25 protein-coding genes are annotated in these 23,554 nt (G+C 42.4%); 16 read left to right on the top strand and 9 right to left on the bottom strand.

The genetic code is table 11. The features are described 5' to 3' along the window. The coding region (locus tag BP27_RS17010) for a helix-turn-helix domain-containing protein (RefSeq protein WP_027851718.1) at positions 1–233 on the bottom strand (233 nt) is incomplete at its 3' end. Between the two features lie 494 nt (positions 234–727). On the opposite strand from BP27_RS17010, the gene BP27_RS0111730 reads away from it, so the two are divergent. The 8 genes from BP27_RS0111730 (at position 728) to BP27_RS17590 (ending at position 7,029) form a co-directional block, all read left to right on the top strand. Continuing rightward, on the top strand, positions 728–1,192 hold the full coding sequence (locus BP27_RS0111730; RefSeq protein WP_027851717.1) for a hypothetical protein: 465 nt from the start codon (positions 728–730) through the stop codon (positions 1,190–1,192). A gap of 2 nt (positions 1,193–1,194) precedes the next feature. Next, positions 1,195–1,746 (top strand): hypothetical protein, encoded by a 552-nt coding sequence (locus tag BP27_RS0111725; RefSeq protein WP_027851716.1) that lies wholly within the window; start codon positions 1,195–1,197, stop codon positions 1,744–1,746. A gap of 195 nt (positions 1,747–1,941) precedes the next feature. After that, complete coding sequence (locus BP27_RS16155; RefSeq protein ID WP_036240198.1) at positions 1,942–3,621, top strand: type IV secretory system conjugative DNA transfer family protein; 1,680 nt, start codon at positions 1,942–1,944, stop codon at positions 3,619–3,621. Positions 3,622–3,623: 2 nt separating this feature from the next. Then, the gene (locus tag BP27_RS0111710; protein ID WP_027851714.1) at positions 3,624–3,875 is read left to right on the top strand and encodes a hypothetical protein; all 252 of its coding nucleotides are present in this window, start codon (positions 3,624–3,626) and stop codon (positions 3,873–3,875) included. Between the two features lie 10 nt (positions 3,876–3,885). Continuing rightward, positions 3,886–4,071 carry a hypothetical protein gene (locus tag BP27_RS0111705; RefSeq protein WP_027851713.1) on the top strand — a complete coding sequence of 62 codons (186 nt, stop codon included), beginning with the start codon at positions 3,886–3,888 and terminating at the stop codon, positions 4,069–4,071. Positions 4,072–4,146: 75 nt separating this feature from the next. Continuing rightward, positions 4,147–5,169: a toprim domain-containing protein gene (locus BP27_RS0111700; RefSeq protein WP_027851712.1), complete on the top strand. Its 1,023-nt coding sequence runs from the start codon at positions 4,147–4,149 to the stop codon at positions 5,167–5,169. A gap of 83 nt (positions 5,170–5,252) precedes the next feature. Beyond that, the gene (locus BP27_RS0111695) at positions 5,253–5,933 is read left to right on the top strand and encodes a TraX family protein (protein WP_084324591.1); all 681 of its coding nucleotides are present in this window, start codon (positions 5,253–5,255) and stop codon (positions 5,931–5,933) included. A gap of 922 nt (positions 5,934–6,855) precedes the next feature. Beyond that, positions 6,856–7,029, top strand: a complete 174-nt coding sequence (locus BP27_RS17590) for a TraX family protein (protein ID WP_483819031.1) — start codon at positions 6,856–6,858, stop codon at positions 7,027–7,029. A 61-nt stretch (positions 7,030–7,090) separates the two neighbouring features. On the opposite strand, the gene BP27_RS0111690 is transcribed toward BP27_RS17590, so the two are convergent. The 7 genes from BP27_RS0111690 to BP27_RS0111660 all read right to left on the bottom strand — a co-directional run bounded on the left by BP27_RS0111690 (position 7,091) and on the right by BP27_RS0111660 (position 13,692). Continuing rightward, positions 7,091–7,393: a helix-turn-helix domain-containing protein gene (locus BP27_RS0111690; protein ID WP_027851710.1), complete on the bottom strand. Its 303-nt coding sequence runs from the start codon at positions 7,391–7,393 to the stop codon at positions 7,091–7,093. A 5-nt stretch (positions 7,394–7,398) separates the two neighbouring features. After that, positions 7,399–7,749 (bottom strand): type II toxin-antitoxin system RelE/ParE family toxin, encoded by a 351-nt coding sequence (locus BP27_RS0111685; protein WP_027851709.1) that lies wholly within the window; start codon positions 7,747–7,749, stop codon positions 7,399–7,401. Between the two features lie 399 nt (positions 7,750–8,148). Further along, entirely contained in the window at positions 8,149–9,774 is a 1,626-nt protein-coding gene (locus tag BP27_RS0111680) for a methyl-accepting chemotaxis protein (RefSeq protein WP_027851708.1), read from the bottom strand. A 189-nt stretch (positions 9,775–9,963) separates the two neighbouring features. Next, a complete protein-coding gene (locus BP27_RS0111675; protein WP_027851707.1) occupies positions 9,964–10,833 on the bottom strand; it encodes a hypothetical protein in 870 nt (289 codons plus the stop codon). A gap of 29 nt (positions 10,834–10,862) precedes the next feature. Further along, complete coding sequence (locus tag BP27_RS0111670; protein WP_027851706.1) at positions 10,863–12,380, bottom strand: molybdopterin-dependent oxidoreductase; 1,518 nt, start codon at positions 12,378–12,380, stop codon at positions 10,863–10,865. 13 nt (positions 12,381–12,393) lie between these two features. Next, on the bottom strand, positions 12,394–12,921 hold the full coding sequence (locus BP27_RS0111665) for a hypothetical protein (protein ID WP_027851705.1): 528 nt from the start codon (positions 12,919–12,921) through the stop codon (positions 12,394–12,396). A gap of 162 nt (positions 12,922–13,083) precedes the next feature. Beyond that, entirely contained in the window at positions 13,084–13,692 is a 609-nt protein-coding gene (locus BP27_RS0111660) for an outer membrane beta-barrel protein (protein WP_027851704.1), read from the bottom strand. A 174-nt stretch (positions 13,693–13,866) separates the two neighbouring features. Here BP27_RS0111660 and BP27_RS0111655 point away from each other — a divergent pair, with 174 nt between their 5' ends. The 8 genes from BP27_RS0111655 to BP27_RS16150 all read left to right on the top strand — a co-directional run bounded on the left by BP27_RS0111655 (position 13,867) and on the right by BP27_RS16150 (position 22,310). Continuing rightward, positions 13,867–15,519, top strand: a complete 1,653-nt coding sequence (locus BP27_RS0111655; protein WP_027851703.1) for a BCCT family transporter — start codon at positions 13,867–13,869, stop codon at positions 15,517–15,519. 78 nt (positions 15,520–15,597) lie between these two features. Continuing rightward, complete coding sequence (locus tag BP27_RS0111650; protein WP_027851702.1) at positions 15,598–16,953, top strand: alanine/glycine:cation symporter family protein; 1,356 nt, start codon at positions 15,598–15,600, stop codon at positions 16,951–16,953. Continuing rightward, on the top strand, positions 16,937–17,863 hold the full coding sequence (rluF, locus tag BP27_RS0111645) for a 23S rRNA pseudouridine(2604) synthase RluF (RefSeq protein ID WP_027851701.1): 927 nt from the start codon (positions 16,937–16,939) through the stop codon (positions 17,861–17,863). The genes BP27_RS0111650 and rluF overlap by 17 nt, the downstream gene beginning before the upstream one ends. Before the next feature lie 105 nt (positions 17,864–17,968). Beyond that, positions 17,969–19,498, top strand: coding sequence for a succinyl-CoA:acetate CoA-transferase ScpC (scpC, locus tag BP27_RS0111640; protein ID WP_027851700.1), 1,530 nt, complete (start codon positions 17,969–17,971; stop codon positions 19,496–19,498). Positions 19,499–19,684: 186 nt separating this feature from the next. Beyond that, complete coding sequence (locus BP27_RS0111635; protein WP_036240196.1) at positions 19,685–20,101, top strand: MbcA/ParS/Xre antitoxin family protein; 417 nt, start codon at positions 19,685–19,687, stop codon at positions 20,099–20,101. Then, positions 20,094–20,765: an RES family NAD+ phosphorylase gene (locus tag BP27_RS0111630; RefSeq protein WP_051610544.1), complete on the top strand. Its 672-nt coding sequence runs from the start codon at positions 20,094–20,096 to the stop codon at positions 20,763–20,765. The genes BP27_RS0111635 and BP27_RS0111630 overlap by 8 nt, the downstream gene beginning before the upstream one ends. Before the next feature lie 105 nt (positions 20,766–20,870). Next, the gene (locus BP27_RS0111625; RefSeq protein WP_036240195.1) at positions 20,871–21,476 is read left to right on the top strand and encodes a class I SAM-dependent methyltransferase; all 606 of its coding nucleotides are present in this window, start codon (positions 20,871–20,873) and stop codon (positions 21,474–21,476) included. A 99-nt stretch (positions 21,477–21,575) separates the two neighbouring features. After that, positions 21,576–22,310, top strand: coding sequence for a hypothetical protein (locus tag BP27_RS16150; RefSeq protein WP_051610543.1), 735 nt, complete (start codon positions 21,576–21,578; stop codon positions 22,308–22,310). A gap of 3 nt (positions 22,311–22,313) precedes the next feature. Here the strand turns inward: BP27_RS16150 and BP27_RS0111615 are convergent. Next, positions 22,314–23,494, bottom strand: a protein-coding gene (locus tag BP27_RS0111615) for an IS3 family transposase (RefSeq protein ID WP_425411887.1) whose coding sequence is annotated in 2 segments (ribosomal slippage) — positions 22,314–23,227 and positions 23,227–23,494 — 1,182 coding nt in all. Because the reading frame shifts where the segments join, the coding sequence is not laid out codon by codon here. Positions 23,495–23,554: the final 60 nt, after the last annotated feature.

The raw sequence follows: 23,554 nt of genomic DNA, 5'->3' as shown, positions 1-23,554 counted from the left end.
CAAATAGGCTCAATAAAGCGTTTTTTTGAGCGTTGTTTGATCCTTTCTTCGGTAAATTCGTGAGCCTGTTTAGGCCGATATCCACGTTTGCCTGTATTACGTTTAAGCTCTCGACTAATGGTTGATTTGTGAACACCAAGCGTTTTAGCGATCTCAGTTTGGGTTAAATTGTTATCAAGCAGGGCAGATATTTGGTATCGTTGCTCTCTGGTGAGCTGTGTGTAGTGTCTCATGTTTGCTTCTCATTCTTGGTCGATTGAAAAGCATAAGATGCTACAGCAGCTTGCCATCCAATCCTAGTTTAATGAGTTGCACTTGAGAGTTGAATCCAGGTATCATATTTTTATTATTCTACTTGCTTTTTCCTCTTGATAATTTTTATCAGGTGATAATGGCAGAACAATAGGAGAATCTATTGTTAGTCGCGGTGTTTTACTTTATCTGAATTGGTTATAGCTGAATCACCCTTGGTTGAAGATATTGAAAAACTAAAAAAAACACCTAGAACACTAACAAAAACAATCCCATAAAATAAAAAATAAAAAACTGAGTTATCCATTACCTAACCTTTAATCCTGATAATTTTATATGCATTATAGTGTATATAAGTTTTTTGCCAACCTAGATTCAACTCTAAGAATAATATTTTATCTGCTTTTTTACTCTATCTCTCTTCACAGTCTTTTTTTCTGGTGTTTAATGGTATTTAAACAACTGGAGACTTTTTATGAAAAATTACTTGTATGAAGGGCAGCCCCGTGTCTGGGGTTTGAACTCTGAAGATGAGGAAGAGATGGATATGTTTTTTCCTTTAGTGGCCACAAGTGAGGGTACAAACCCTGATGGTGGTGAAGCCATTTTAGCTATTAGTCTTACCTCACCTAACGCCTATCCTCTTTTAAAAAGTGACTTAATCAGTGAGCTAGAACGATTAGCTCCCTTTATATCTCTTGAGCAGGCTTTGGCTAACTACTTGCAGTTTCCTATTAGTCAAACCTTGAGTGTTGAGGAATACCTGAAGCTGTTAAGTGAGTTAAAGCCCCATATTTATACGCTTTTAAAAGGTGCTTATTCTAAGCATCCGATAGATGACGGCAATGTGAAGGATATTCAGTTGGATGATGCCGGTTATGCTGCGTCTAATGCCATTGCTCATGCTTGCCAAGCTACCTTTGGTAAGGTCGAGGGTTGAGTATGACTAATAGAAATGTCGTTGTTTTTGGTCCACTTCTCGCTATTGGTATAGCTTTAATAGGTATTTTTATTTCACTTGCTAACTTTTCTAGCGAACGTGCAAATGGTTACGTCACCTTTGATACAGCAAAATACATTGCATCACGTACAGAAATGACCAGCCGGTTGCTAGGTAATAACGCTACGGTTAAGCAAACGGCGGTTAGTGTGTTGGCTCGTGTAGAAAAAAGCACAATGGAAGTGCTTAAAAAACATGCCAATAACAGGGTGGTTATTGTTAAGCAGGCGATGGTACTTGATGGGCAAGTGCCTGATATAACCGATGCTGTCTTAAATGAGTTGGGCTTACCAACGTCTGTAGCTTCAGTGCAGCCACAAGCACCTAATCGAATTCTAAGCAATTTTGCATTATCGGATGATTACATTCATGGCAGCGAGATACATAAGCAAGTTGCTGAAGAGGTGAACCGGCAAAATGCAGAAAAGCTTCGTGCTTTTGAAGATCATAAAAAAGAGCAGCAAGAAAAACGTGTTCAAGGTTTTTTACCTTAGGTTAAGTGAAATGTTAAACAATAAAGTTGTGTCGATAGAGTGGTACAAAATTAAGACTAATCACTTGTCTGTGATTGCTGAAATAAGCATGGCCAGAAAAAATAGAGCCAACCCAACTGCAACTACAGAAAGAAAAGTTGGGTCAGCTAATAACTTGCTTCCATTTAATAGGCTAGATGCTAAAGGGTGCTAAGTATGAAGCCTTTTGCTGGTGCTTGGGATGCTTGGAGTTTATTGTTTTTTTCAACGGCTATCTTGTTCATGTTGCCGTGGTTTGATGGGGTGAATACTGTTTTTTTAGCCTTATTGGCAGTGTTAGGGGTGGTTGGTATGGTTTGGCCACGAGTTAAAGATCACCTTGATATAGTTAATGAAGAAGATCGTGAAGGCTTCATTATGCCAAGTGACGAAACAGAAAAACCTTGCATGGGTGAAGGTGGCTTGCGGTTGGGCTATACAAAAGATAATTATAGGCCATTGGATATACCCAATGGCTTAATGAGTCGGCATACCGCTATTGTTGGTCAGTCGGGGGTAGGTAAAACAACCTTGATTGAATACCTTTTGTGGCAACAAACGGTACGCGGGGGCGGTTGGTTGTTTATAGATGCCAAAATTGACAGGGATACCCGAGATCATTTGGCTTATATGGCGCGTTGTAACGGTCGTAGTAATGATCTTTATATTTTAGATATTTCATCGCCTGCTGAGTCACACACTATGAACCCTTTGTTGAGTGGTGACCCCGATGAAGTTGCATCACGCTTAATGAATTTAATTCCTTCTAGTGAAAATAACCCAGGTAGTGATTTTTACCGTCAAAGTGCTAACCATGCGTTGACTGTTATTGTCGCTGCTTTGCAGAAAGCTAATAAGCTGTACCATTTTGGTGATTTATCTATCTTAATGCAGTCAACAAAAGCCTTGGAAGAGTTAGAGCGGATAACGCCACCCAGTGCTGAAAGGCGCAGTTTATCGGTGTTTTTAGATCAGTTTCGTGTTCAAAAAAAAGAAGGTGTAGAGCTGGATATGAACCGCTTAAAACAAGTTTTAGGTGGTATGGCCGGTCGAATCGCTTTGTTTGCTCAGGGTAAATTTGGTGAGGTTTTTAATGTTTATGCACCAGAAATAGTCTTAGAGTCCATTATTTTAGAAAATAAAATGCTTTATGTGTCTTTGCCAACCATGGGTAAAGATACGGCAGCCTTGAACTTGGGCAAGATGATTATTTCTGATTTAAGAAGTGCCGTGGCAAGAATACAGGATTTACCCAAAATACAGCGCCCAAAATACCCATTTTTAGCTGTACTGGATGAAATGGGGGCGTATGTCATGGAAGGTGTTGCACGGCTTTTTGAACAAGCTAGATCGGCTGGTGTGGCGTTAGTGCCTGCGTTTCAGTCATTCAGCCAGCTAAACAAAGTCAGTCAGGAGTTTGGCGATATAATTATTCAAAACACTTGGCAGAAAGTTATTTTTAAATTCGGTGCAAGTGAAGGGGCAGAAACCGCTTCAGCACTGTTTGGTAAGCACTTGAAGTTCCAGAAAAGCATTAGTTTAACTGGTAATGAGTCAGTGGGTAGTCAAGTGCTCCGTACACGGCCAGATAGTAGTGAGAGTGAGGGCGGGGGTATGTCTGTTGCATACCGTGAAGAAGAGGATTACCGTTTTTCACCCGATAAGATTATGGCCCTTGGGATGGGTGAGGTATTTACCTTGTCTGGGTCCCGTGCATACCACTTGCGTACTCCGATGATAAATTTTCCTGATGATGTTTTACCCTGTGAAATTGCACGGCATAAAGTTGATTTACCCGATGATAAAGAACCTTTGCACTTTGAAAAACGGCTTAATGAGTTTTTGATGGCAGCTTAACTATGTTAATGATAATTCTTTATGCTTCTGTTGGTGTACTGGTTCTAGGTCTACTGAGCTTTTTGCCTGGTGTAAAACTGCTAGTTACGCCAGTAATAACGCTGCTAACCAAGCTTGTAGAGTCATTTTTCGTGGTTTTTGTTGGTTATTTTATTTGGCTTATTAAAGCTGTGTTCTTTAGCTATATTGATGTTTTCAAACACCTGATTAGCAAAAGAAAAAAGTTCTTACCCACTGATGATATTAAAGATTAAGGAGTAACTTTTGAGTAATGAAAGTAAAGAGTGGACTGAGTGTGTGGTTTTAGCAGAAAGGCTACCATCCAACCCAGAAGATTTAAAATTATTTATAGACCAAAAGGCAACACTTGATGAATTAAAGGCTGTTAGACAGGGGGTTAGTGACTATATTGAAATTCTTGAAAAGGAAAACTTAAAGTTTCCTCACTAGTGGTCTGTCATGCCTGCCTTACCTACTCATGAAAACAGCCAGTTTGGGCTTGTTACTAATGAATAGGTGTAAATTATGATCAGTAAACTTAAGCAGAAAGCCAGAGGTCATTGGGACTTCATTGTTTCTACAATTGCTCCTAGTACCCTTGATGCGATTAACTCTAATTGTAGTCATGTGCCTTGCCCCATTCACGGTGGTCAGGATGGCTTCAGGGTGTATCGTGACTTTAATGAAACAGGCGGCAGTGTTTGCAATACTTGTGGCAACTTTTCTGATGGTTTTGCAACATTAGAATTTGCGACCGGTTTGTCTATTTCTGAAGTCATTACGCAGGTACGCGATCTGTTAGAAGATAAACCTGTGTTAGTTAGCCGAAAAGCAAAAGCGGCCAGTCTGCCTAAGCCTAAAACAGCAGCAAATAAAGCTACTGATAGACTTAGAGCGGCTTGGTTGCAGTCGTCTCAGAATGACACCTCACTTATTGAGAAGTATGTTGCGAGCAGAGGGCTGCCAGTTGGCTTAGCAGATGTTTGGGCTAGCCAGGCAAGGCAAAACTCTGTAATGCGTACTTACCAAAAGGTAGAGGGTGTTATCGTTAATTTCGGTGTTCAACCTGCAATACTATCAATTGTCTATAACGGTGATGATCAGGCTATTAGTCTGCATCGCACCTATTTGGATAGTGAGGGCGCTAAAAATACTGTTTTACCTAATGCTAAAACCTTAATGCCATCTAAGGAGGGTGTTGAGTGGTTTAGTTGTTCGGTAAGGCTTGGTGATGTGCCTGCAGCTACTTTGAATTTAGCTGAAGGCATCGAGACAAGCTTAGCTGTTATGGCAATGGGTGAATCTCACTGCTGGGCTACGGTAAATGCACAGAGTCTGGCTGGTTTTACGCCACCAGAAAACATCAAAGAAGTTGTTGTATGGGCTGATTTAGATAAGTCTGAAACTGGATTTAAAGCAGCACAATCACTGCAAGAACGTCTTTGCAAAGAAGGTGTTGAGGTGATTATTAAATTACCACCAATGCCTATACCCAAGTCTGCTAAAAGCGTTGATTGGCTAGACTATTATGTGTCCCTACCTAAGTAGGTATAAATTCATCCCCGGCCACGGCTGGGGTTATTTGTTAAACCAAGCTAAACCCTGCTTACCAAGAAAAATACAAGAACCGCATGTATAAAGTCTCTGGTTTACCGATCTCATTTACGGTAAGAAAAATGGAGTTAAGACTGTCTAGCTCACAGCAAGAGCTTTTAAAATGGTTAGCCATTGTTCTTATGGTGTTGGATCATGTGGGCTTTTTTTTAGAACAGTACACATGGTTGAGGTATGTCGGTCGGGTGGTTTACCCGATATTTGCTTATTTGGTTGCCTACAATTACTTGCACAATACTAGAAGTAAAGAGCGTTACTTAAAACGTTTGTTTTTTTGGGCGTTGATCTCTCAGCCAATCTACATGCTAGCAATGGGAGCCAGTCTAAACATTCTGTTTACTATACTGTTGGGGATGTTGGTAGTTTATGTATTTGAAAACCAGAAGCCTTACGCCATATTGTTATGTGTGTTGCTGGTACCAATAGCCTTTTTTACTTCTTACGGTGTTGCTGGGGTAGTGCTAGTTCCTTCTTTTTATCTTCTACTTAAACACATAAAGTTTGCGCCATTACTGGCGTTTACACTCGCTTTTTTAAATGCACCTAAGTACCTACTGTTTACAGCGCTTTCAATTCCGCTAATAGCCTTGGCAGCAAGATTTGATGGGGTGATAGGCAGAACATCGGGGGTGTATTTTTATGCGTTCTACCCAGCCCATTTAGCAGTTTTGTGGTTGGTTTTGTCTAGTAACACATAAAGTCAGTCTTAGGTAATTGTTGGTACATTTGTTGGAAGTCTTAGATTGTACTTATTAAAAGTCTTTTAAAATCAATAACCTGAATGCTTTGTTCGTAGGAGGGTAGTTCTACCAAGAAATTCTTCAGTAATATCAAGCACTTACAGTCAAGCTCAACATGAAGGTTGGGCTTTTTTTTGCCTGTTTTTTAGTTCTGTGCCCATTCTGTGCCCACTTTGTGCCCAAACCCCACATCTGCGACCTCTACCTTTGAGTACTATTTTTTTCAAAATGGATGGGTTTTAGGTGGTTTTCAGCATTATAAAACAAAAAAGAATTGAGATCGCAAAAAAAGAGTGAATTGCCAGTAAAAGTGGATTTATTGCGTGGCAGAGAATTTTGCGTGTGGAAACAAAAAAGCCACCTAAATTGAATTAGATGGCTTTAATTTAGAGTGAATGTCACTTCAAGCTTTAGTGGTTTTGATTAGCGAATTGCCTTCCTGAAAAAGCGTACTGGAACCTTCTTTTGTAACTCGACTTGAAGGTCTTTAAGAGTGTAGGCACCCTCACTTAACAATAAGCTTAACCACTCACCAACACTTGCGTGATTATCTAAGCTTGATGATAGTGATAAATATTTAGCTAAACCATAACCAGGTTCAATTTTATTATCCCTAGATTCAACTTGCTAGTGCAACAGCCTGTAATTCTCCGAACAATACCTCATTCGGTTTTTTCATACCAAGTGATTCTCTAGGTCTATTATTTAAGCGGTGCATAATAAACTCAAAATGTTCGTCATCTAGGTGCTTAAAGCATGAACCTTTAGGACAGTATTGGCGTATTAAGCCATTGGTATTTTCATTCAGCCCTCGTTGGCAAGTTGCAAAGGTTGCTTCCTTTACTTTCTACTCAAAAATATCAAGTTTGCGCCATTGCTGGTGTTTGTACTTGCTTTTTTAAATGCACCTAAATATTTACTGTTTACAGCGCTTTCAATTCCGCTAATAGCCTTGGCAGCAAGATTTGATGGGGTGATAGGCAGAACATCGGGGGTGTATTTTTATGCGTTCTACCCAGCCCATTTAGCAGTTTTGTGGTTGGTTTTTGCGTAGGGGTGGTTTTTAAGTGGTGTTGTGCTTGATATAAACACGCCCCAGAACGAGGCGTGTTGAGTTAAACAGAAAAGCCATAATGAGTGCCGTCCGGTAGCTCTACATCGAGCCGCAGCTTGCCACCAGAGGCTTCAACGTATCGCTTAATGGAGGAGAGTTTTAAATCTCGTCCAGGCTGCTCCATTTCAGAAATTGTTGGTTGTCTCACACCCAAAGAAGCAGCAATTTCCCCTTGGGTGAGCTTCATACGATCACGAAGCTCTGCTAGATGGATATTCAGCAACATCTCAGTGGCCACTTTCTGTGCTTTGGCAACAACTTCAGGCTTTTCTGCTGCCAGCATTTGGTTAAGAGTTCTTGCCATAACATTTACTCCTTCTTTAATTTATCCAAATGTGCCGCAAACTCGCGGTCTGCAATTGGGATCATTACTTCATAAAACCGTTTCTCATCCCCGGTCTTGTTACCGGCACAGAGAAGAATTCCTTTACGCTTTGGGTCGAATGCAAAGAACGCCCTGAGTGGATCTCCTTTGCTTTGGACCCGCAGTTCTTTCATATTGCTATAGGATGAACCGTACAGAGTATCAGCGTATGGTCTTGAAAGCGTAGGCCCCCTGTCTCGAAGTACCATCATCGAAGCTAGCACGTTGGCTCTATCAGTATCATCCAAAGTATCGAACCACTCATCAAAAATATCGGTTGTCTCTATGGCCCACATGGCTTCTCCTAAACTATATAGCATCTATTCTATATAGGCTAAACCCTATAATCAAGAAGGGTAGAATATTCAAGCTGCATACATGTAGGATTGCTTGTCAGAGTTTTTATAAAATACCCCTTTTATTTCGATATATTGTAACTTATTGAATTTATGAGAATGGTTTTTACAGCACTTTCAATTCCACTAATAGCCTTGGAAATGAAGTTTTAAAAAACAAAACCGAAGCTGATTCACTGCAAAACTGGGCAGCTATTTTATTTGAAAATAACAGCCAGCAAGATCGCTTAAACGATGTGCCGCTAAGCGACAGTGTGAACTTCCCCCACTTCTATAGACACTCAGCTACTGCATTTTGCGTTGTTAAGTCATTCCTGCTCAGCTAAAACCGATTGACCATTACTTGGTTTTAAACTGCTTAACATTAAGCTCTAGCATTTTGGCTAACTCTTCCAGCTCTCTGCTGGCTAGGGTTATTTTTGCTGCTTCTTGTTCTGCTTCTAATGCAGAGCTGGTTATCTGATTAAAGTTTTCACTAATTTCAATTGCCACAGCCGATTGCTCATCGGTTGTTGTTGCTATTTGTTGATTCATATCGGTTATACGCGTAACCGATAAGTTGATAGCATTTAGTGCTTCACCCGCTAATTTTGCTTGGTTAACACTGAGTTTAGCCTGCTCTTGACCTTGGTTCATTACCGTTACTGCCTTGCCAGAGCTAGCTTGCATTTTTTCAATAACTAGGTGGATTTCACGCGTTGAATCCTGGGTTCTTAAAGCTAGGTTACGCACTTCATCAGCAACAACTGCAAAGCCCCGCCCTTGGTCACCAGCCCTTGCTGCTTCAATGGCAGCATTTAATGCGAGCAGGTTGGTCTGCTCTGCTATCCCTTCTATAACTTCCATGACTCGGCTAATTTCTTTGCTATCTTCTGAAAGGTGATGAATCACTTCAGCAGCCTCTACAACTTTACTAGCTAGGTCGTTAATACTTAACTGAGTTTTATTAACTTCAGCTTGCCCTTCCGTAAACTCTGTCATGGCCGCATGTGCTAAACTAGCCGCTTCACTCGTGTGATTAGCTACGTGAGTAACACTCGTCGACATTTCTGCAATGGCTGAAGCGCCACGTTCGGTCGAGTCTTTTTGGTTGCTAATTAAGTTTTCGTTATGTTGTGCTGTTGAAAGCAGGTGTTTAGAAGCTAAAGTTAGCTTGTTAGCAGTTACAATTGAGTTTTTAGTAATATCTGTTAAGTAATTTCTTAAATCTTCAACTGCACTTAAAATACTGTTTTTATTGGTTTTAATTTCTACGGTTAAATCACCAGAGGCAATGACTTTAATGATTGAAGCAGCAGCTTCAGGCTCGCCACCAATAATTCTTTTTAGTCTGCTAACAACACTCATTGCAACAAATAGAATAATAATTAAAGCTAATAAAGTTAAAAACAACATGGTGTGTTGGAAGCTATTTGTCTCACTCACAGCTGTGGCAACATGGTCTTGAATTGCTGATTCTTGATAATCAATAAGTAAATTAATTCGTTTTAGCCATTCAGTGTAAGCTGGAGAAGCATGATTTAGCAGGTAATCATTAGCTAGTTCAAACTGGTTACTATTTATGAGTTCAAGTAGTTTTTCAGTTTTAATTAGCGTGGTTTTCTCAACCTCTTTAATCGCTTTAAACATATTGTTTTCAGCAGTCGAATGCTTTAAATTTGCAAACATACTATTAAGAACAGTCGCTGATTTTTGATAAAACTGATCAAGCTCTACAATATTCTGCTGGTGCATTAAAGAGTCTTGAGTGTTAGCCACTAAAACAGCATCACGAATAGCTATAGCTCTATCATGAACGCTACCACGAAAATTAATCGCTTGGCGTTGTTCAATTGCAGTTTGTTGAGAAAGTTTTGTTAAGCTTTTATCTGCAATATTTATTTTATATAAGCCAACTAAAGTTATTGTTAGCATAATGATTAGAATGACTGCAAAACCCAAATAAAGTCGATTAATAATTTTCACAATTAAACCCCTGCTAAATAACTTCTAATCCGCTGAGCTGCTACAGAAGTTGTGCTTCTGGAGTTGCCATTTTCTATCTATACAAAAGAGAGTTTAGTTTACATTTTATTGCAGCATGTTTAAAGACCAAGAAAAACAGAAAGGCTGCAGCAAGGTGGTTAACCAAGCTCAGGATACACAGAAGCCTTATTAATTATTTTCCTTGGTTTGGGTAAGTGGCTGGGGGTTGCGAATGCGGTGGCGGCGTAAGAAGGTTCCACCTTCGGCTTTTTCTGCCTGCTTAAGTGTAGCTGCTGCTACCGATGCAGCTAGGGCTAGACCTAGTTCCTGTAAGGCGGTTTCAGCTTTTGCTGCTCTTGCTTCAAAAGAATGCAAAGCTGCTAAGGTTTTCTTATCAAGGCGTTCTTTAGATTCAAAGTATTTTAGGCGCGGGTAGCGACCTGCTAAGGCTACACCCCAGTTAAGTGCTGGATCCCACCAAGAGTTGATTTCCTGTCCCTTACCAGTCAGATGCTGTTCTAACACATCATCCAGTGCGCCATTTAATAGTTGCAGGTCAAAGTCTACGCCGGGTACCGAATTATCAGACACAGCATAAGCATCAACACCCGTGCGTGAAGGCCCGGTGCGGGTATCTCGATAGCGTGCAAGGGTCATCATATCGCTAGCTAGCACGGGCTCGTTCACTGGTAGGCGAACTGCTTCAGGGTCACCCATTAGCTGACCCCAAGACATACGAATAAAGGTGTGCTGGTCTTCCATTCCTGGGTGAGTACATCTAAGCCCAACCGCATAAGCTTCTAAGGGTTCTTGCATAAATTGAAACCCAGTGTAGCGTGCCCAGCGCACTACAATAAATTCATGAGGAGCCGCGCCAGGCAGGTGAAAGTTAACTTCTTGTAAATAATCTAAAACAATCTGAATTTGTTCATCTGACAGTTCTATATCTTCATGCAAAGGGTACATGCCTTCAAAGGTGTTGCGCACCGGTCTGGGGCGTGAAGCAAGGTAAGCATCAAGCTCGGCTTGGGTGGTTGGGCGGTTGTTTTTCAGGGTCATGAAATGTTTCCTTTTCTTCTTGCCGGCTTTTAAATCAGTTGGTTACGGTCGTAGAAGTCGGTGTCTTCAAAATAGCCACCACGGCCTTCAAGGATAATATCGTAGCGGTTGACCACTTCTATACGTTCAAGCCATTTTAAGCTGCGAAAGCCGGTTGAAGTTTCTAAGCGCAATCTTACAGGCGCACCATTTTTAGCTGGAATTTCACCTTCATCATTCAGCTCAAAAGCAATGATGGTTTGCGGCAGTCTGGCTTCAACCATAGGGGTGGATTCATAATAAGTTCCGCCTTCGTACAAGGCATCATCACGGCCCATGTTTTGAAAACTGGTGTAAACAACATCTGTAGCGCCGGGTAGTGGTCCGGCTAAGTCGAGCAGGGTAGACATGCTAATACCGCGCCATCGACCAATCGAAGTAAAGCCCTGTACACAGTGGTGAAGTGTAGTTTGGGAATGGCCTGCAGCCAGTTCACGAAGCTCGGCTAGGGTTAGCGTCATGGGGCGCTCAACATAGCCACCTATCTCTAGCACATAGTCGTCTTCGTAGCAGTTAGCCATAAGCGCAAGGTATTCAGGGGTTTCTGGTGGTCGTCCACTACCACGGAAATTGTGGGTGGTGTTAGCTAGTCCTACATCTTTGCCAGTGATATTCGAGCGATCATAGTGCATACGTGAGGGCAGTTTGTAGAGCAAATTTGACCAAGGCCGAACAACTAGGTTGTGTAATTTTTCAACAGCACGCCCCTTGGTTAAAGTCCAACGAGTAGCAAATACATGCAGGGCTAGCACCAAAAGAAGCCCAAGGCTAAAAATAATGCCGCCCAAAATAGGCTTGTCAGAATGCCCAAATACCATTTTAGATGTTTCGTGCAAATAGCCGTGTAAAAAGACCAGCACTAGGTGAACTACAAAAAATACCACGTAGCCGACCATGCATAAAAAATGAATGCTACGAATCACCTGGCGGCCACCGAGTAAACGCGTAATGCGTGAAAAGTGGTTAGCTATGGCAGGTGATTGAAATGCACCGGTTAGTATAACCAAAGGTGTTAGCACCAATATAACGAAGCCATAAGAGAGTTGTTGCAAAGCATTAAACACCATGCCATCAAGGGGTTGCGGCATGGTAAAGGCTAGGTAGGCCAGCATATCTTGCCCGGCTTGTGAAAAAGTATCCCAACTAGTTGGCACATAGCGCCGCCACTGACCAGTAGCCAACAGCAATACCAAGTAGGTAATCCAGCAGGCTACAAAACCCGTTACCGTTATAAAGTGCCAATAGCGGCCAAGACCCAACAAGCCTCGCCCCGGTAAAGAAATACGCGGTGAATAATCACTGTATTCGCCACCCACTGTGTAATACTTATGTTTGGCTTCTTCTTGAACGGTAAACTGCGCCCAAGCGGTGCCAGGTACTGTGTGCTGAGAGCGGTAAAGTTTAGGGTAGGTGCCTAGAATTTCTAAGCCTGAGCGCACAAGAAAGGTAATAAAAATAATATTGAGGAAATGCTCCACACGAAGCCACCAAGGAAACCCGAGATCCACTAAAAAACCCTTATTAATCCATAAAGTTTTGTTGGTCGGGAGCCGCAACGATCATACCGTAGCGCAGCGCCCCAAAAAGTACCAAATAAGCTAAAGCAGCTAGCAAGGTCAGATTCCAAATAGCGGCAGCAGCAACACTGGCGCCATTCCAAACATAGGGTGCATTACCTAGAAGGCCGCCCAGGTAGACCACTAGAGAAGACAAGGCAATCACTAATCCTCCTGTCCAAATACGGGCAGAAGTCAGCAAACCCAAGGCAACAAACACTAAACCAGCTCCACTAATACCCCCTAACGCCAAATTCGCAAAAGGAAAGGGCAGGTGGTTTGATAGCGCAACCGCAGCAGAAGCAGCACTGATAATGGCGATTATTGCGACCAGTAGCAGGCGAGTAGTTTTGGGTAGGTTAATGCGAATATAACGCAGCAGAGGGGCGCGTTTTTGACCTGGCTTAATATGCTCAAGAACTGGCTGAGTCGCGTTTTGAGTGCCACGAAAGTCTACACCAGCACGCAGGGCAGGAGAGTTTTTATCTTCCATTTTCTTGACTAGCTCCGTAAAAAAAGAAGTAGACTATACCTGTGCAGCAACCTAAAGCCTAATCCAAGCCAAGGTGGCAGCTAGTTTTGAACTAAATACTTGTGATTAAAACGGCTCTTCGTTTTGAAGTTGAAGAGCCATTGTTAGTGGTTGATATTAAGCTTAGAAGTGTTTGATAACTGTAAGGGACAAGGCACCAAGGCTGGTTTTTTGCTTTGTATTACCTAACGAAGTCTTGTACTCAAATTTACTATCAGCAATATGTAGGTATTCAAGGCTTAAACCTACATCAGGTTTGCGAGTATAGAGAGCAAAACCCAAGCCGTAAGAAGGGGTAATTTCATTAGCTTTAATGGTTTCATTAGATAGGTCTAATTTTATATCAGATCTCGACACGCCTAAAGCTAGGTAGGGGCGGTATTTTCCTTTGGTTGGACCAATAAGCATTAAGCCACTGACCACCCTTTCTATACGAGCTGATTCTTGGTTATCGTAGGTTTTTTTCTTTCCAAAAGAGTAGCGACCTTCAAGGCTTAGGTAGCTTAAGACAGGCATACCCAGACGTAGAGATCCACCGCCAAACTTTTCGCTAGCAGATGCAATGTTCGCAATGTCAACCTTAGCTTTAAACCCTGTTAAGCTGAGGCCAACATAAGCTTTGAGTTCTTTTTCTGCCGTGAAATCTGCAAGCGCGTTAGAAGGTGCTCCAAGTGCTAATAGAGCAGCTAGCAAACTATACTTCACTCTAAAACCCGTAAACCACTTTTTCATCCAGCTGTCTCCCTAGCTTTATCTTTCTTTGTGACTAATTGTGTAGAACTTTAACTGACCAATAACAAAGCGTCTAGTTAATTTATACAAATCACTGGGTGGTTAGTTGGCTTTGTATTAGTATTTTTGAAAGAATGCCCTGTCTACTATTATTGAACTTTACGGAAGTGAGAAATGAAAGGGCAGGTTTACCTCTACGACCAGGCGCAAAAGGGCTTATTTAAAGGCATGAACCCTTTTATGACCCTAGTATCCATTATCATGGTGCTGGGTACGGTTTTTTTGGGTGTGTTTTATGCTGACCAAAGTGCTTATGCCGTTGCAGCTTTTCGAGATTGGCTTACACCTTTTTTAGAATGGTATTACGTTTTGTTGGTAGCCTTTCTACTTTTTTTTATGATCTGGCTAGGTGTGGGGCGCTATAAAAATGTGCGCTTAGGTATGGAGCATGAGCGGCCAGAGTTTACCTTTTTTTCTTGGGTCACCATGTTGTTTGCAGCCGGTACGGGTGTGGGCATTCTTTTTTGGTCGGTTGCTCAGCCTATTTTACAGTTTCAAAGCAACCCTTTTATGGACTTGGTCTCCAGTGATGCCGATGCTGCTGTTATAGCCATGCGCCTGTCTTTTTTTCACTGGGGTATTAATGGTTGGGCAATCTTCTCTTTTGTGGGCTTAGCACTGGCTTACTTTTCTTATCGTCATAACCTGCCTTTAACAATTCGCTCAGTGCTTTACCCCTTGTTTGGTGAAAGGGTTAGGGGACGTTTAGGCGATTTTGTAGATTTGTTAGCTGTATTTGGTACGGTCTTTGGTATTGCCACTACGCTAGGCTTAGGTGTGCAACAGCTGAATGCGGGTTTAAAAGCGGTGTTTGGCTTTGCAGACTCTACAGGGCTTCAGTTGTCGGTGATCAGTGTGATTATGTTTGTGGCCACCCTTTCAGTGGCTTCTGGTTTGTCGCGTGGGGTGCGTTTGCTTTCAGAAATGAACTTTTGGTTAAGCATTGCAGCCGTGTTATTCATTTTACTCTTAGGCCCAACTCAATACCTTATAGGTATTACTATAGAAGCCACGGGTGACTATATTCAGAATTTGTTACGCATGACGTTTCATACCAATGTAACCCACGGCAGTGATTGGCAAGCAGAATGGACGGTATTCTTTTGGGGTTGGTGGCTTGCTTGGTCACCTTTTGTGGGCATCTTTATTGCGCAAATTTCACGCGGGCGCACTTTTCGTGAATACGTTGCAGGCGTATTGCTAGTTCCAACCGGTATTACCATAGTTTGGATAGGCTTGTTTGGTGGTACGGCACTTTATCAAGAATTATTTACGGGTGGTGGGGTCATTGAAGCAGTAGATAAAGATATAGCCACGGCTTTATTCGCTACCCTTGCAGGTATGCAGTTGCCTGATACGGTGACTTCTGTTGTTTCTGCACTATTGATACTGCTATTAGGAACCTACCTAGTCACTTCTGCTAATGCGGGTACTTTGGTTATTAATACCTTGTTGTCAGGTGGTGATGCAGACCCACCTGTTATTCATCGTGTTCTGTGGGGTGTTTTCTTAGCAGTATTAACGGCTGTTTTGCTGTTAGCAGGTGGTTTAGAAACCTTGCAAGCCATGGTTATAGCAGCGGCTTTACCCTTTTCTATAGTGGTTATCGGTATGATTATTGGTTTATTACGTGAGCTTCGCAGCGAGCGCTTTTCACCTCGTTCGGGTGAGCGTGTTGCACCCTTGGCAGAGCCTTGGGTGGTGGCTGAGGAATTAGCAACTGAGCATACAGAAGAAGCAGAAATTACTAGCGAATCTACAAAATAGGGTGAAATACTCTGCTTAACAGGTTACTTTCTACCAACTTGCAGTAACCAATCAATAATAAGAACACGAGGGTGGATAATGGAAATATTAAATAACCTAGTTTCAGCAGTTAATGGCGTTGTTTGGGGGCCATTAATGTTGGTGCTTATTTTAGGCGTGGGTTTGTTCTTGTCCATTGGCTTAAAGCTAATGCCAGTTTTAAAAATTGGTATGGGTTTTCGTCTAATGCTGGCCAGTACGAAAGCTCAGCAGGGCGAAGAGAGGTCAGGTGAGATTCCACCTTTTCAAGCGCTTATGACTGCCTTATCCGCCACTGTAGGTACGGGTAATATTGCCGGCGTTGCTACAGCTATTTTTTTAGGTGGGCCAGGTGCGCTTTTTTGGATGTGGATGACTGCTCTAGTGGGTATGGCTACCAAGTATGCTGAAGCAGTTTTAGCGGTTAAGTTTCGTGAAGTCGATGCTAGGGGCAACCATGTGGGCGGCCCTATGTATTACATTAAAAATGGCCTAAGTTCTAAGTGGGCTTGGTTAGGTACTGCCTTTGCTTTATTTGGTGGTATTGCTGCTTTTGGTATAGGTAATACAGTGCAGGCCAACTCTATGGCTGATGTGCTTCAAGCTAACTTTCAAATTCCTACTTGGGTAACTGGCCTAATCATCATGCTACTGGTTGGCTTGGTGCTGATAGGTGGTATTCGTAGAATTGGTCGGGTGGCTGCTGCTTTAGTACCTTTTATGGCGGTATCTTATTTGGTTTCGGGCTTGGTGGTTTTATTTATTAACGCACCGGCAATTCCTGCTGCCCTTGCAATGATTGTTGAATATGCTTTTACACCCATTGCGGCGCAAGGTGGTTTTGCTGGTGCAATGGTTTGGGCAGCTATACGTTTTGGTGTGGCAAGGGGTATATTTTCTAACGAAGCAGGTTTAGGTTCTGCGCCCATTGCCCATGCTGCCGCGCAAACCAAAGACCCAGTACGCCAAGGCTTAATTGCTATGTTGGGTACTTTTATAGATACCTTGGTTATTTGTACCATTACAGGTTTAGTGATAGTGACAACTGGGGTGTGGACCAGTGGTGAATCGGGTGCGGCTTTAACCAGTGCGGCTTTTAGTGCCAGCCTTCCTGTGGTGGGCGAGTTTATAGTGCCTTTTGCTTTAGCTATTTTTGCTTTTACCACTATTTTAGGTTGGTCTTTTTATGGTGAACGCTGTGCCGAATTTTTATTCGGCATCAAAGCCATTAAGCCTTACCGAGTTTTGTGGGTGCTAGCTATTCCTATGGGTGCCATGGTTAGCCTAGATTTTATTTGGCTTTTAGCAGATACCCTCAATGCTATGATGGCGATTCCCAACCTAGTTGCTTTAGCACTACTTAGCCCTGTGGTGTTTAAGTTAACCCGAGATTATTTTAATGATTCAAGCAGTTGAAGTTAGTGGAACACGTTTAAATAAGTACATTAGTGAAACAGGAATATGTTCGCGCAGGGAAGCCGACCGCCTAATTGAAGAAGGGTGGGTTAAGGTGAATGGCAAGGTGGCTGGCATGGGGTTGCGTGTCACCGATGCAGACTTTATTGCTGTGGGTGGCAAACCCCTTAAAGCCAAGCCTGCGCCTGTTTATTTGGTATATAACAAGCCAGTGGGCATAACCTGCACTACCGACCCAGAAGTACCCGAAAATATTGTTAGTGCAGTGAACTACCGTAAAGGGCGTATTTTTCCGATAGGGCGGTTAGATAAACCCTCCGAGGGCTTAATTCTACTCACCAATGATGGCGATATTGTTAATAAAATACTGCGGGCAGGTAATGCGCACGACAAGGAGTACATCGTCTCGGTCGATAAACCCTTCGATGCTGAATTTGTAAGACGCATGTCGGCTGGCATTCCTATTCTGGGTACAGTCACTAAGCCTTGTAAGGTTCGGCAGCTTTCACCCACCAGCTTTAATATTATTCTGCACCAAGGCTTAAACCGCCAAATTCGTCGTATGACAGAGTATTTAGGTTATAACGTCACTCGCTTAAAACGCGTACGTATTATGAACATTAGCCTAGGTAGTTTGAAAGTAGGGCAGTGGCGGTTATTGAATCAAAAAGAACTAGCTATTATTACCGCCATGTTGGCAGAGTCTAGTTCTACCTCGGATGTAGAGCCGCAAAAAGAACCGCGAAAGAAACAGCGTTTTAAACCACCCAGTGCAAATAAACGCCCTAAAAATACCCAAGCTGCAAAGACTCAACGTTTAGGTAAAAAGCCAGCAGGTAAAAAACCAGTGGGTAAGAAGTCAGTAGGTAAGAAGAAAGGTTCAGGCGGTAAAAGCATTAAACGCCCCTAGTTTTATATAATTGCTGGTATAATCCAGCCCTTTGGCTTGCCATGAAACAATAATAACAAGATCGCTAGTGCAAGGTTTATTAAAATCTTTAAGCGAGATTGAACTATGTCTGATGCAACAAGAATTCATTGCCCTAAGCTGCGTAAAAAAGTTATGACAGCAGAAGCAGCCGCAGCGTTAATAACTGCTGGGTCTAACGTGGGTATGAGTGGCTTTACAGGTGCTGGCTACCCTAAAGCTGTGCCTGGCGCTTTAGCTGAACGTATTCGTCAGCATAATGCACAAGAAGGCAATAAGCCTTTTCGTATTAATGTTTGGACAGGTGCCTCTACAGCACCAGAGCTTGATGGCACGCTAGCTGAAGTGGATGGCATAGAAATGCGCCTACCTTTTCAGAGCGACCCTATCTGCCGCGATCGTATCAATACGGGCAAGATGGATTACGTTGACCTGCACCTATCAGAAGTTTCTCAAAACGCCTGGTCAGGCTTTTTAGGCAAGATGGATATTGCCCTGATAGAAGTGGCAGGTATTCGTGAAGATGGTAGTTTAATTCCCTCATCGTCTTTAGGTAATAACAAAACCTGGATAGAGCAAGCCGATAAAGTTATTTTAGAGGTTAACTCTCAACAAAATGCCAAGTTAGAAGGCATGCACGATGTTTATTACGGTACGGCTATGCCACCTAACCGTAAGCCCATTATGATGACTCACCCGGCTGATCGTATTGGTGAAGCCTACCTACGTTGCCCTGCAGAAAAAGTTATCGCGGTGGTCGAAACCAATTCTATGGATCGTAACTCAGCTTTTAAAGCACCCGATGCGGTTTCGATAAAAATTGCTGAGCATATTTTAGAGTTTTTCCAAAAAGAAATAGAGATAGGTCGTTTACCTAAAAACCTTTTACCCATTCAGTCGGGTGTAGGTAATATTGCTAATGCAGTTTTAGAAGGTTTGAATGATGGCCCTTTCAAAAACTTAACCGCTTTTACTGAAGTTATTCAAGATGGCATGTTAAAAATGCTTAAGTCGGGTACTTTAGAAGTGGCTTCTTCGACGGCCTTTTCTTTAAGCCCAGAGGGTTTAAAAGAGTTTAATGAAAACATTGATTTATACCGTGAAAAAATTATTCTGCGCCCTCAAGACATTAGTAACCACCCAGAGCTAGCGCGTCGTTTGGGTATTATTGCTATGAATGGCTTAATAGAGGTAGATATTTACGGTAATGTGAATTCAACCCATATTATGGGCACTCGTATGATGAATGGCATTGGTGGTTCGGGTGACTTTGCGCGTAATGGTTACTTATCTATTTTTGTAACCCCCTCAATAGCCAAAGATGGGGCTATTTCTTCCATAGTGCCCATGGTTTCACACGTAGACCACACAGAGCACGATGTGAAAATTATTGTGACTGAATATGGTTTAGCAGATTTGCGCGGTAAATCGCCACGCAAACGTGCTTTAGAAATTATTAATAACTGTGCTCACCCAGACTACCGTGAGCAGCTAATGGACTACTTTGAGCGTGCCTGTAACAGTGGTGGCGGTATGCATACACCTCACCTGTTAGGCGAAGCTTTAAGCTGGCACCAACGCTATGAAGAAACTGGTCACATGAAGCCTAAAAACTAAGCAGTAAAAAACCAAGGTGGTCTAAAACTGCCTTGGTTTAAACCTTATAAATTTAAAACGCTCATCTTCCATTAAGCCATTCGTATTTTAATAAGATGGCTTTAAATCCAAACCAATACCGTCCATTAGTAAACATTGCTGCTATAATATATCCTAAATGAACGACCGCCTGTTGGGAGGTGCGCAATGTTAGCTAATACTCTAAATACCGATAAAAAAGTGACTGAGCAACAAATAGGCAGAGTTGCGGTGAAGTTGTTTTTTGCCATTGCAGATGAGTGGAAGCTTAGCGAAGAACAAAGCCTGCTTTTAGTGGGTGCAAGTTCGCGCACAACCTTGCATAACTGGCGAAAAAAGCTAGCTGCTAATGAGCCAATTAAATTATCTAGCGATACTTTAGAAAGGCTTTCTTATATCGCAGGTATTTATAAAGCTTTGCAGGTTCTTTTTTCTGAAAAATCACAATGGCAGGAATGGGTACACAAACCTAATCGAGATTTTGCAGGTCAGTCAGCACTTGAACGAATGCTCTCAGGGCGTGTTGTTGCACTGGCAGATGTAAGACGTTATTTAGACGGCTGGCGTGGGGCGCACTATGGTTAGCCATTATCCACGCATGTTTTTAGAAGCTGACAGTTTTCGGATCATTCCTTCCCAGTTTCCACCTATTAAGCTATTTGAAAACCTGCTAAACCCAGATGAACTTGATGCAGCTTATGCTTTAGAAAGCTTAACCAATGACCGTATTCAAGATGAAGTCGGTAACCTGTTATTAGTTGAAAAAGAAGAGCGACTAGTGGGTGAAGGTAGCACGCCGATTATGGCCGCTTTTACCCATGTGGGTGTTCCAAGTCGCTTCACGAACGGTGACTTTGGTGTTTATTACGCAGGATTAGAGCTACTAACGGCTGTAAAAGAATCGGTTTTTAGCCGTGAAAGGTTTTTGTCAGCAACTGACCAGCCACCACAAACAATTACCATGCGTTGCTATAAGTGCTTAGTTAAAGCTGAGTTAGTAGATGTGCGCGATGATGAAGCTATTCATAATCCTAACTCTTTTATGGCAGGGCAGGCTTTGGGGCAGCAGCTAAAAAATACAGGCGAGTTTGGTGTGTTATACCACTCAGTCCGGTATGAAGGTGGGCAATGCATTGCTATCTTACGACCCAAGGCGCTTGTACCTCCAGCTAGCCAACAGGCACATTTTCAATACGTTTGGGACGGATCGAAAATAACAGATGTGCTTAAAATAGAGCACTTCGTCTAGTGGCGCTAGGTTAACTAAACGTAGTTAACTAGCCTTAGCAAGAATTATTAGGCAAGTAAGCAAGTATAAACTCTCTATACCAAGCAATTTAATCTGGAGTTCTTCATGTCTTCTTCAACCAACCCTTTCGATAATTCCGCTAAAAATTGGGATACACGCCGTATGTCGGTGCAGCTTGCTGAGGTGGCTGATTTGTTGCTGCCTCTGCTGCAACTAACTGACCAGCAACACTGGCTAGATTTTGGTTCGGGTACGGGGTTATTAAGTGTGCCTTTAGCGGCCAAGGTGAAGCAGGTAACCGCCTTAGATACGTCAGAAAAAATGTTAGAGGTTTTAGCAGAGAAGGGTATTGGCAATATTCAAACCCTTAACCAAGATGTTTTTTCTGGCTTACCGTGTGATTACGATGGGGTAGTGAGCTGTATGGCCTTGCACCATGTTGAATCTACCGAAGTTTTGTTAAAGCAGTTCTACCAGCATTTAAAGCATGATGGTCAGCTGGCGCTAGTCGATTTATACGCAGAAGATGGCAGTTTTCATGGCGATAATGAAGCTAAGGGTGTTAAGCACTTAGGTTTTGATATTGAAGCATTAAGAGCAACAGCTGAAGCGCTAGGCTTTGTGGAAGTAAGCTTTGCAGAAATTATGCAGTTACAACATCGTAATGGGCGTGAATACCCGTTATTTGTTATGTTGGCAAGGCGCAGCTAGGTTTTGATATTTTAATAGACGCTAATTAGAGTATCCGAAAGTATAGCTTAAGTAATAGCAAGTTTGATTTTACTGGATACAAATAAATTTGAGACAAGCATGAAAGATCATCTATCAAGAATAAAAACATCTTTACGAGAAGGGCGTTTTATTTCTGAGGCAGCTGTTTCGCAAGGGGTGGTGTTGCCCACACTTCATGCACTGGGCTGGCCTGTTTTTGACACATCAATTGTAACACCAGAGTACTCACTAGAAGGTAGAAGGGTTGATTTTGCATTGTGTAATCCTGCAAACCGGCCTGGAATTTTTATAGAAGTTAAGCGCGTAGGTTTAGCTGATGGTGCAGATCGCCAGTTATTTGAGTATGCTTTTCATGTTGGTGTTCAGTTGGCTATCCTTACTGACGGTCAAGAATGGAGTTTTTATTTACCTGGTGAGCAGGGTCATTATGCTGACCGATGCGTTTATAAGTTAAACTTACTAGAGCGTAACATTTTAGAGTCAACACAAAGACTAGAGCGTTACCTTAGCTATGCTTCAACCTGTGATGGTACTGCCATTCAAGCTGCCCGTTCTGACTATCGGAATATAGCTAGAAAACGCGAAATTGATGCTGTAATACCGGAAGCTTGGAATGCTTTAGTGCGAGAACAGGACTCATTATTATTAGAGCTTTTGGCAGATAAAGTAGAGGAGATTTGTGGGTATAAGCCAAGCTTAGATGTTTGTGCTGATTTTTTTGAATCTAGTAATGAAAGTAACTTATCTAAACTCAATCAAAAAACTCTTAAATCAATAGAAAACCAACAGCTATATTTTTCTAGATATGTGTAGTGGTCAAGTAAAACTAGCCACCGGTTTATAGTTATTCCAGTAGTTTTCTTCAGCCTGATTGGGGCTCATGCCACCGTTGTGCTGATGTGGTCTTAACTGGCTGTAATAACCGATTAAATACTTCACTATGTGATGTTTTGCTTGGGTAAATGAGTGATAACCATACGTTGGCACCCACTCAACCTTTAAACTTCTAAAGAAGCGCTCCATGGGCGCGTTATCCCAACAATTGCCTCGTCGACTCATACTCGGTTTAATTTGACACTGCCAGAGTGTTTGTCTGAACCTGCGGCTTGTATAGTGGCTACCTTGATCGCTATGGAACATAATACCCTTAGGCCTTCCGCGGCTTTCGTAAGCCATTTTAAGGGCATCACTTGTCAGCTCACTATCGGGTGATAAAGACATCGCCCAGCCAACGGGTTTACGCCCAAATAAGTCCATCACAACCGCCAAATATGCCCAACGTTTACCTGTCCAAATATAGGTGACATCACCACACCAAACGCGATTAGGTGCTTCAACATTAAACTGACGGTTTAGTTCATTGGGTATTTCAACATGCTCATTCCCTGCTTTTTTGTAAGTGTGCCCAGGGATCTGACAGCTTATCAGTCCCAACTTTTTCATCAGACGACTCGCACGATAGCGACTTAAAGGAACGCCCTGACCCGTGGCCATTTGCGCGATACTACGCGCACCGGCTGAGCCTTCACTTTCATCAAAGAGCTCTTTAACCTTGGCTATTTCTTTTACCTTGGTGATAGATACAGGCATTTTTGAACGTTTTTTCCAGTACCTAAAGCTGCTGCGGTTTATACCAAATACTTGGCATAGCCTGGTCACTGGATAGCTCTTCTTGAGTTTCTCGATTAACGAGAACTGTTCAGGGAGTCCGACATCAAGAGAGCTGTAGCCTTTTTTAATATGTCTTTTTCCATTTCAATATCACGAATGCGCTTTTCGAGCTCACGTATTTTGAGCTGATCGGGTGTCATGGGTGTGGCTTTTGGCGTTTCACCGTTGCGCTCTTGGCGTAGCTGGCGAACCCATTTATCCATAGTTGAATAACCGACACTCATGGCATCCGCTGCTTCTCTAACGGTGTAATTTTGGTCAACTACTAACTGTGCTGCTTCAAGTCGAAATTCAGGGCTATAGTTACGTTTGGGTCTTGTTTTCATATACTCACCTAATTACTCATTGGTGCATGATAGCACCTCTAATTAGGTGGCCAGATTAAC

It is taken from the genome of Marinospirillum insulare DSM 21763, assembly GCF_000686905.1.
In the GTDB taxonomy this organism is placed as follows: Bacteria; Pseudomonadota; Gammaproteobacteria; order Pseudomonadales; family Halomonadaceae; genus Marinospirillum; species Marinospirillum insulare.
The sequence above is the reverse complement of the archived record's forward strand: the minus strand, read 5'-3'. Positions and strand labels throughout refer to the sequence as shown.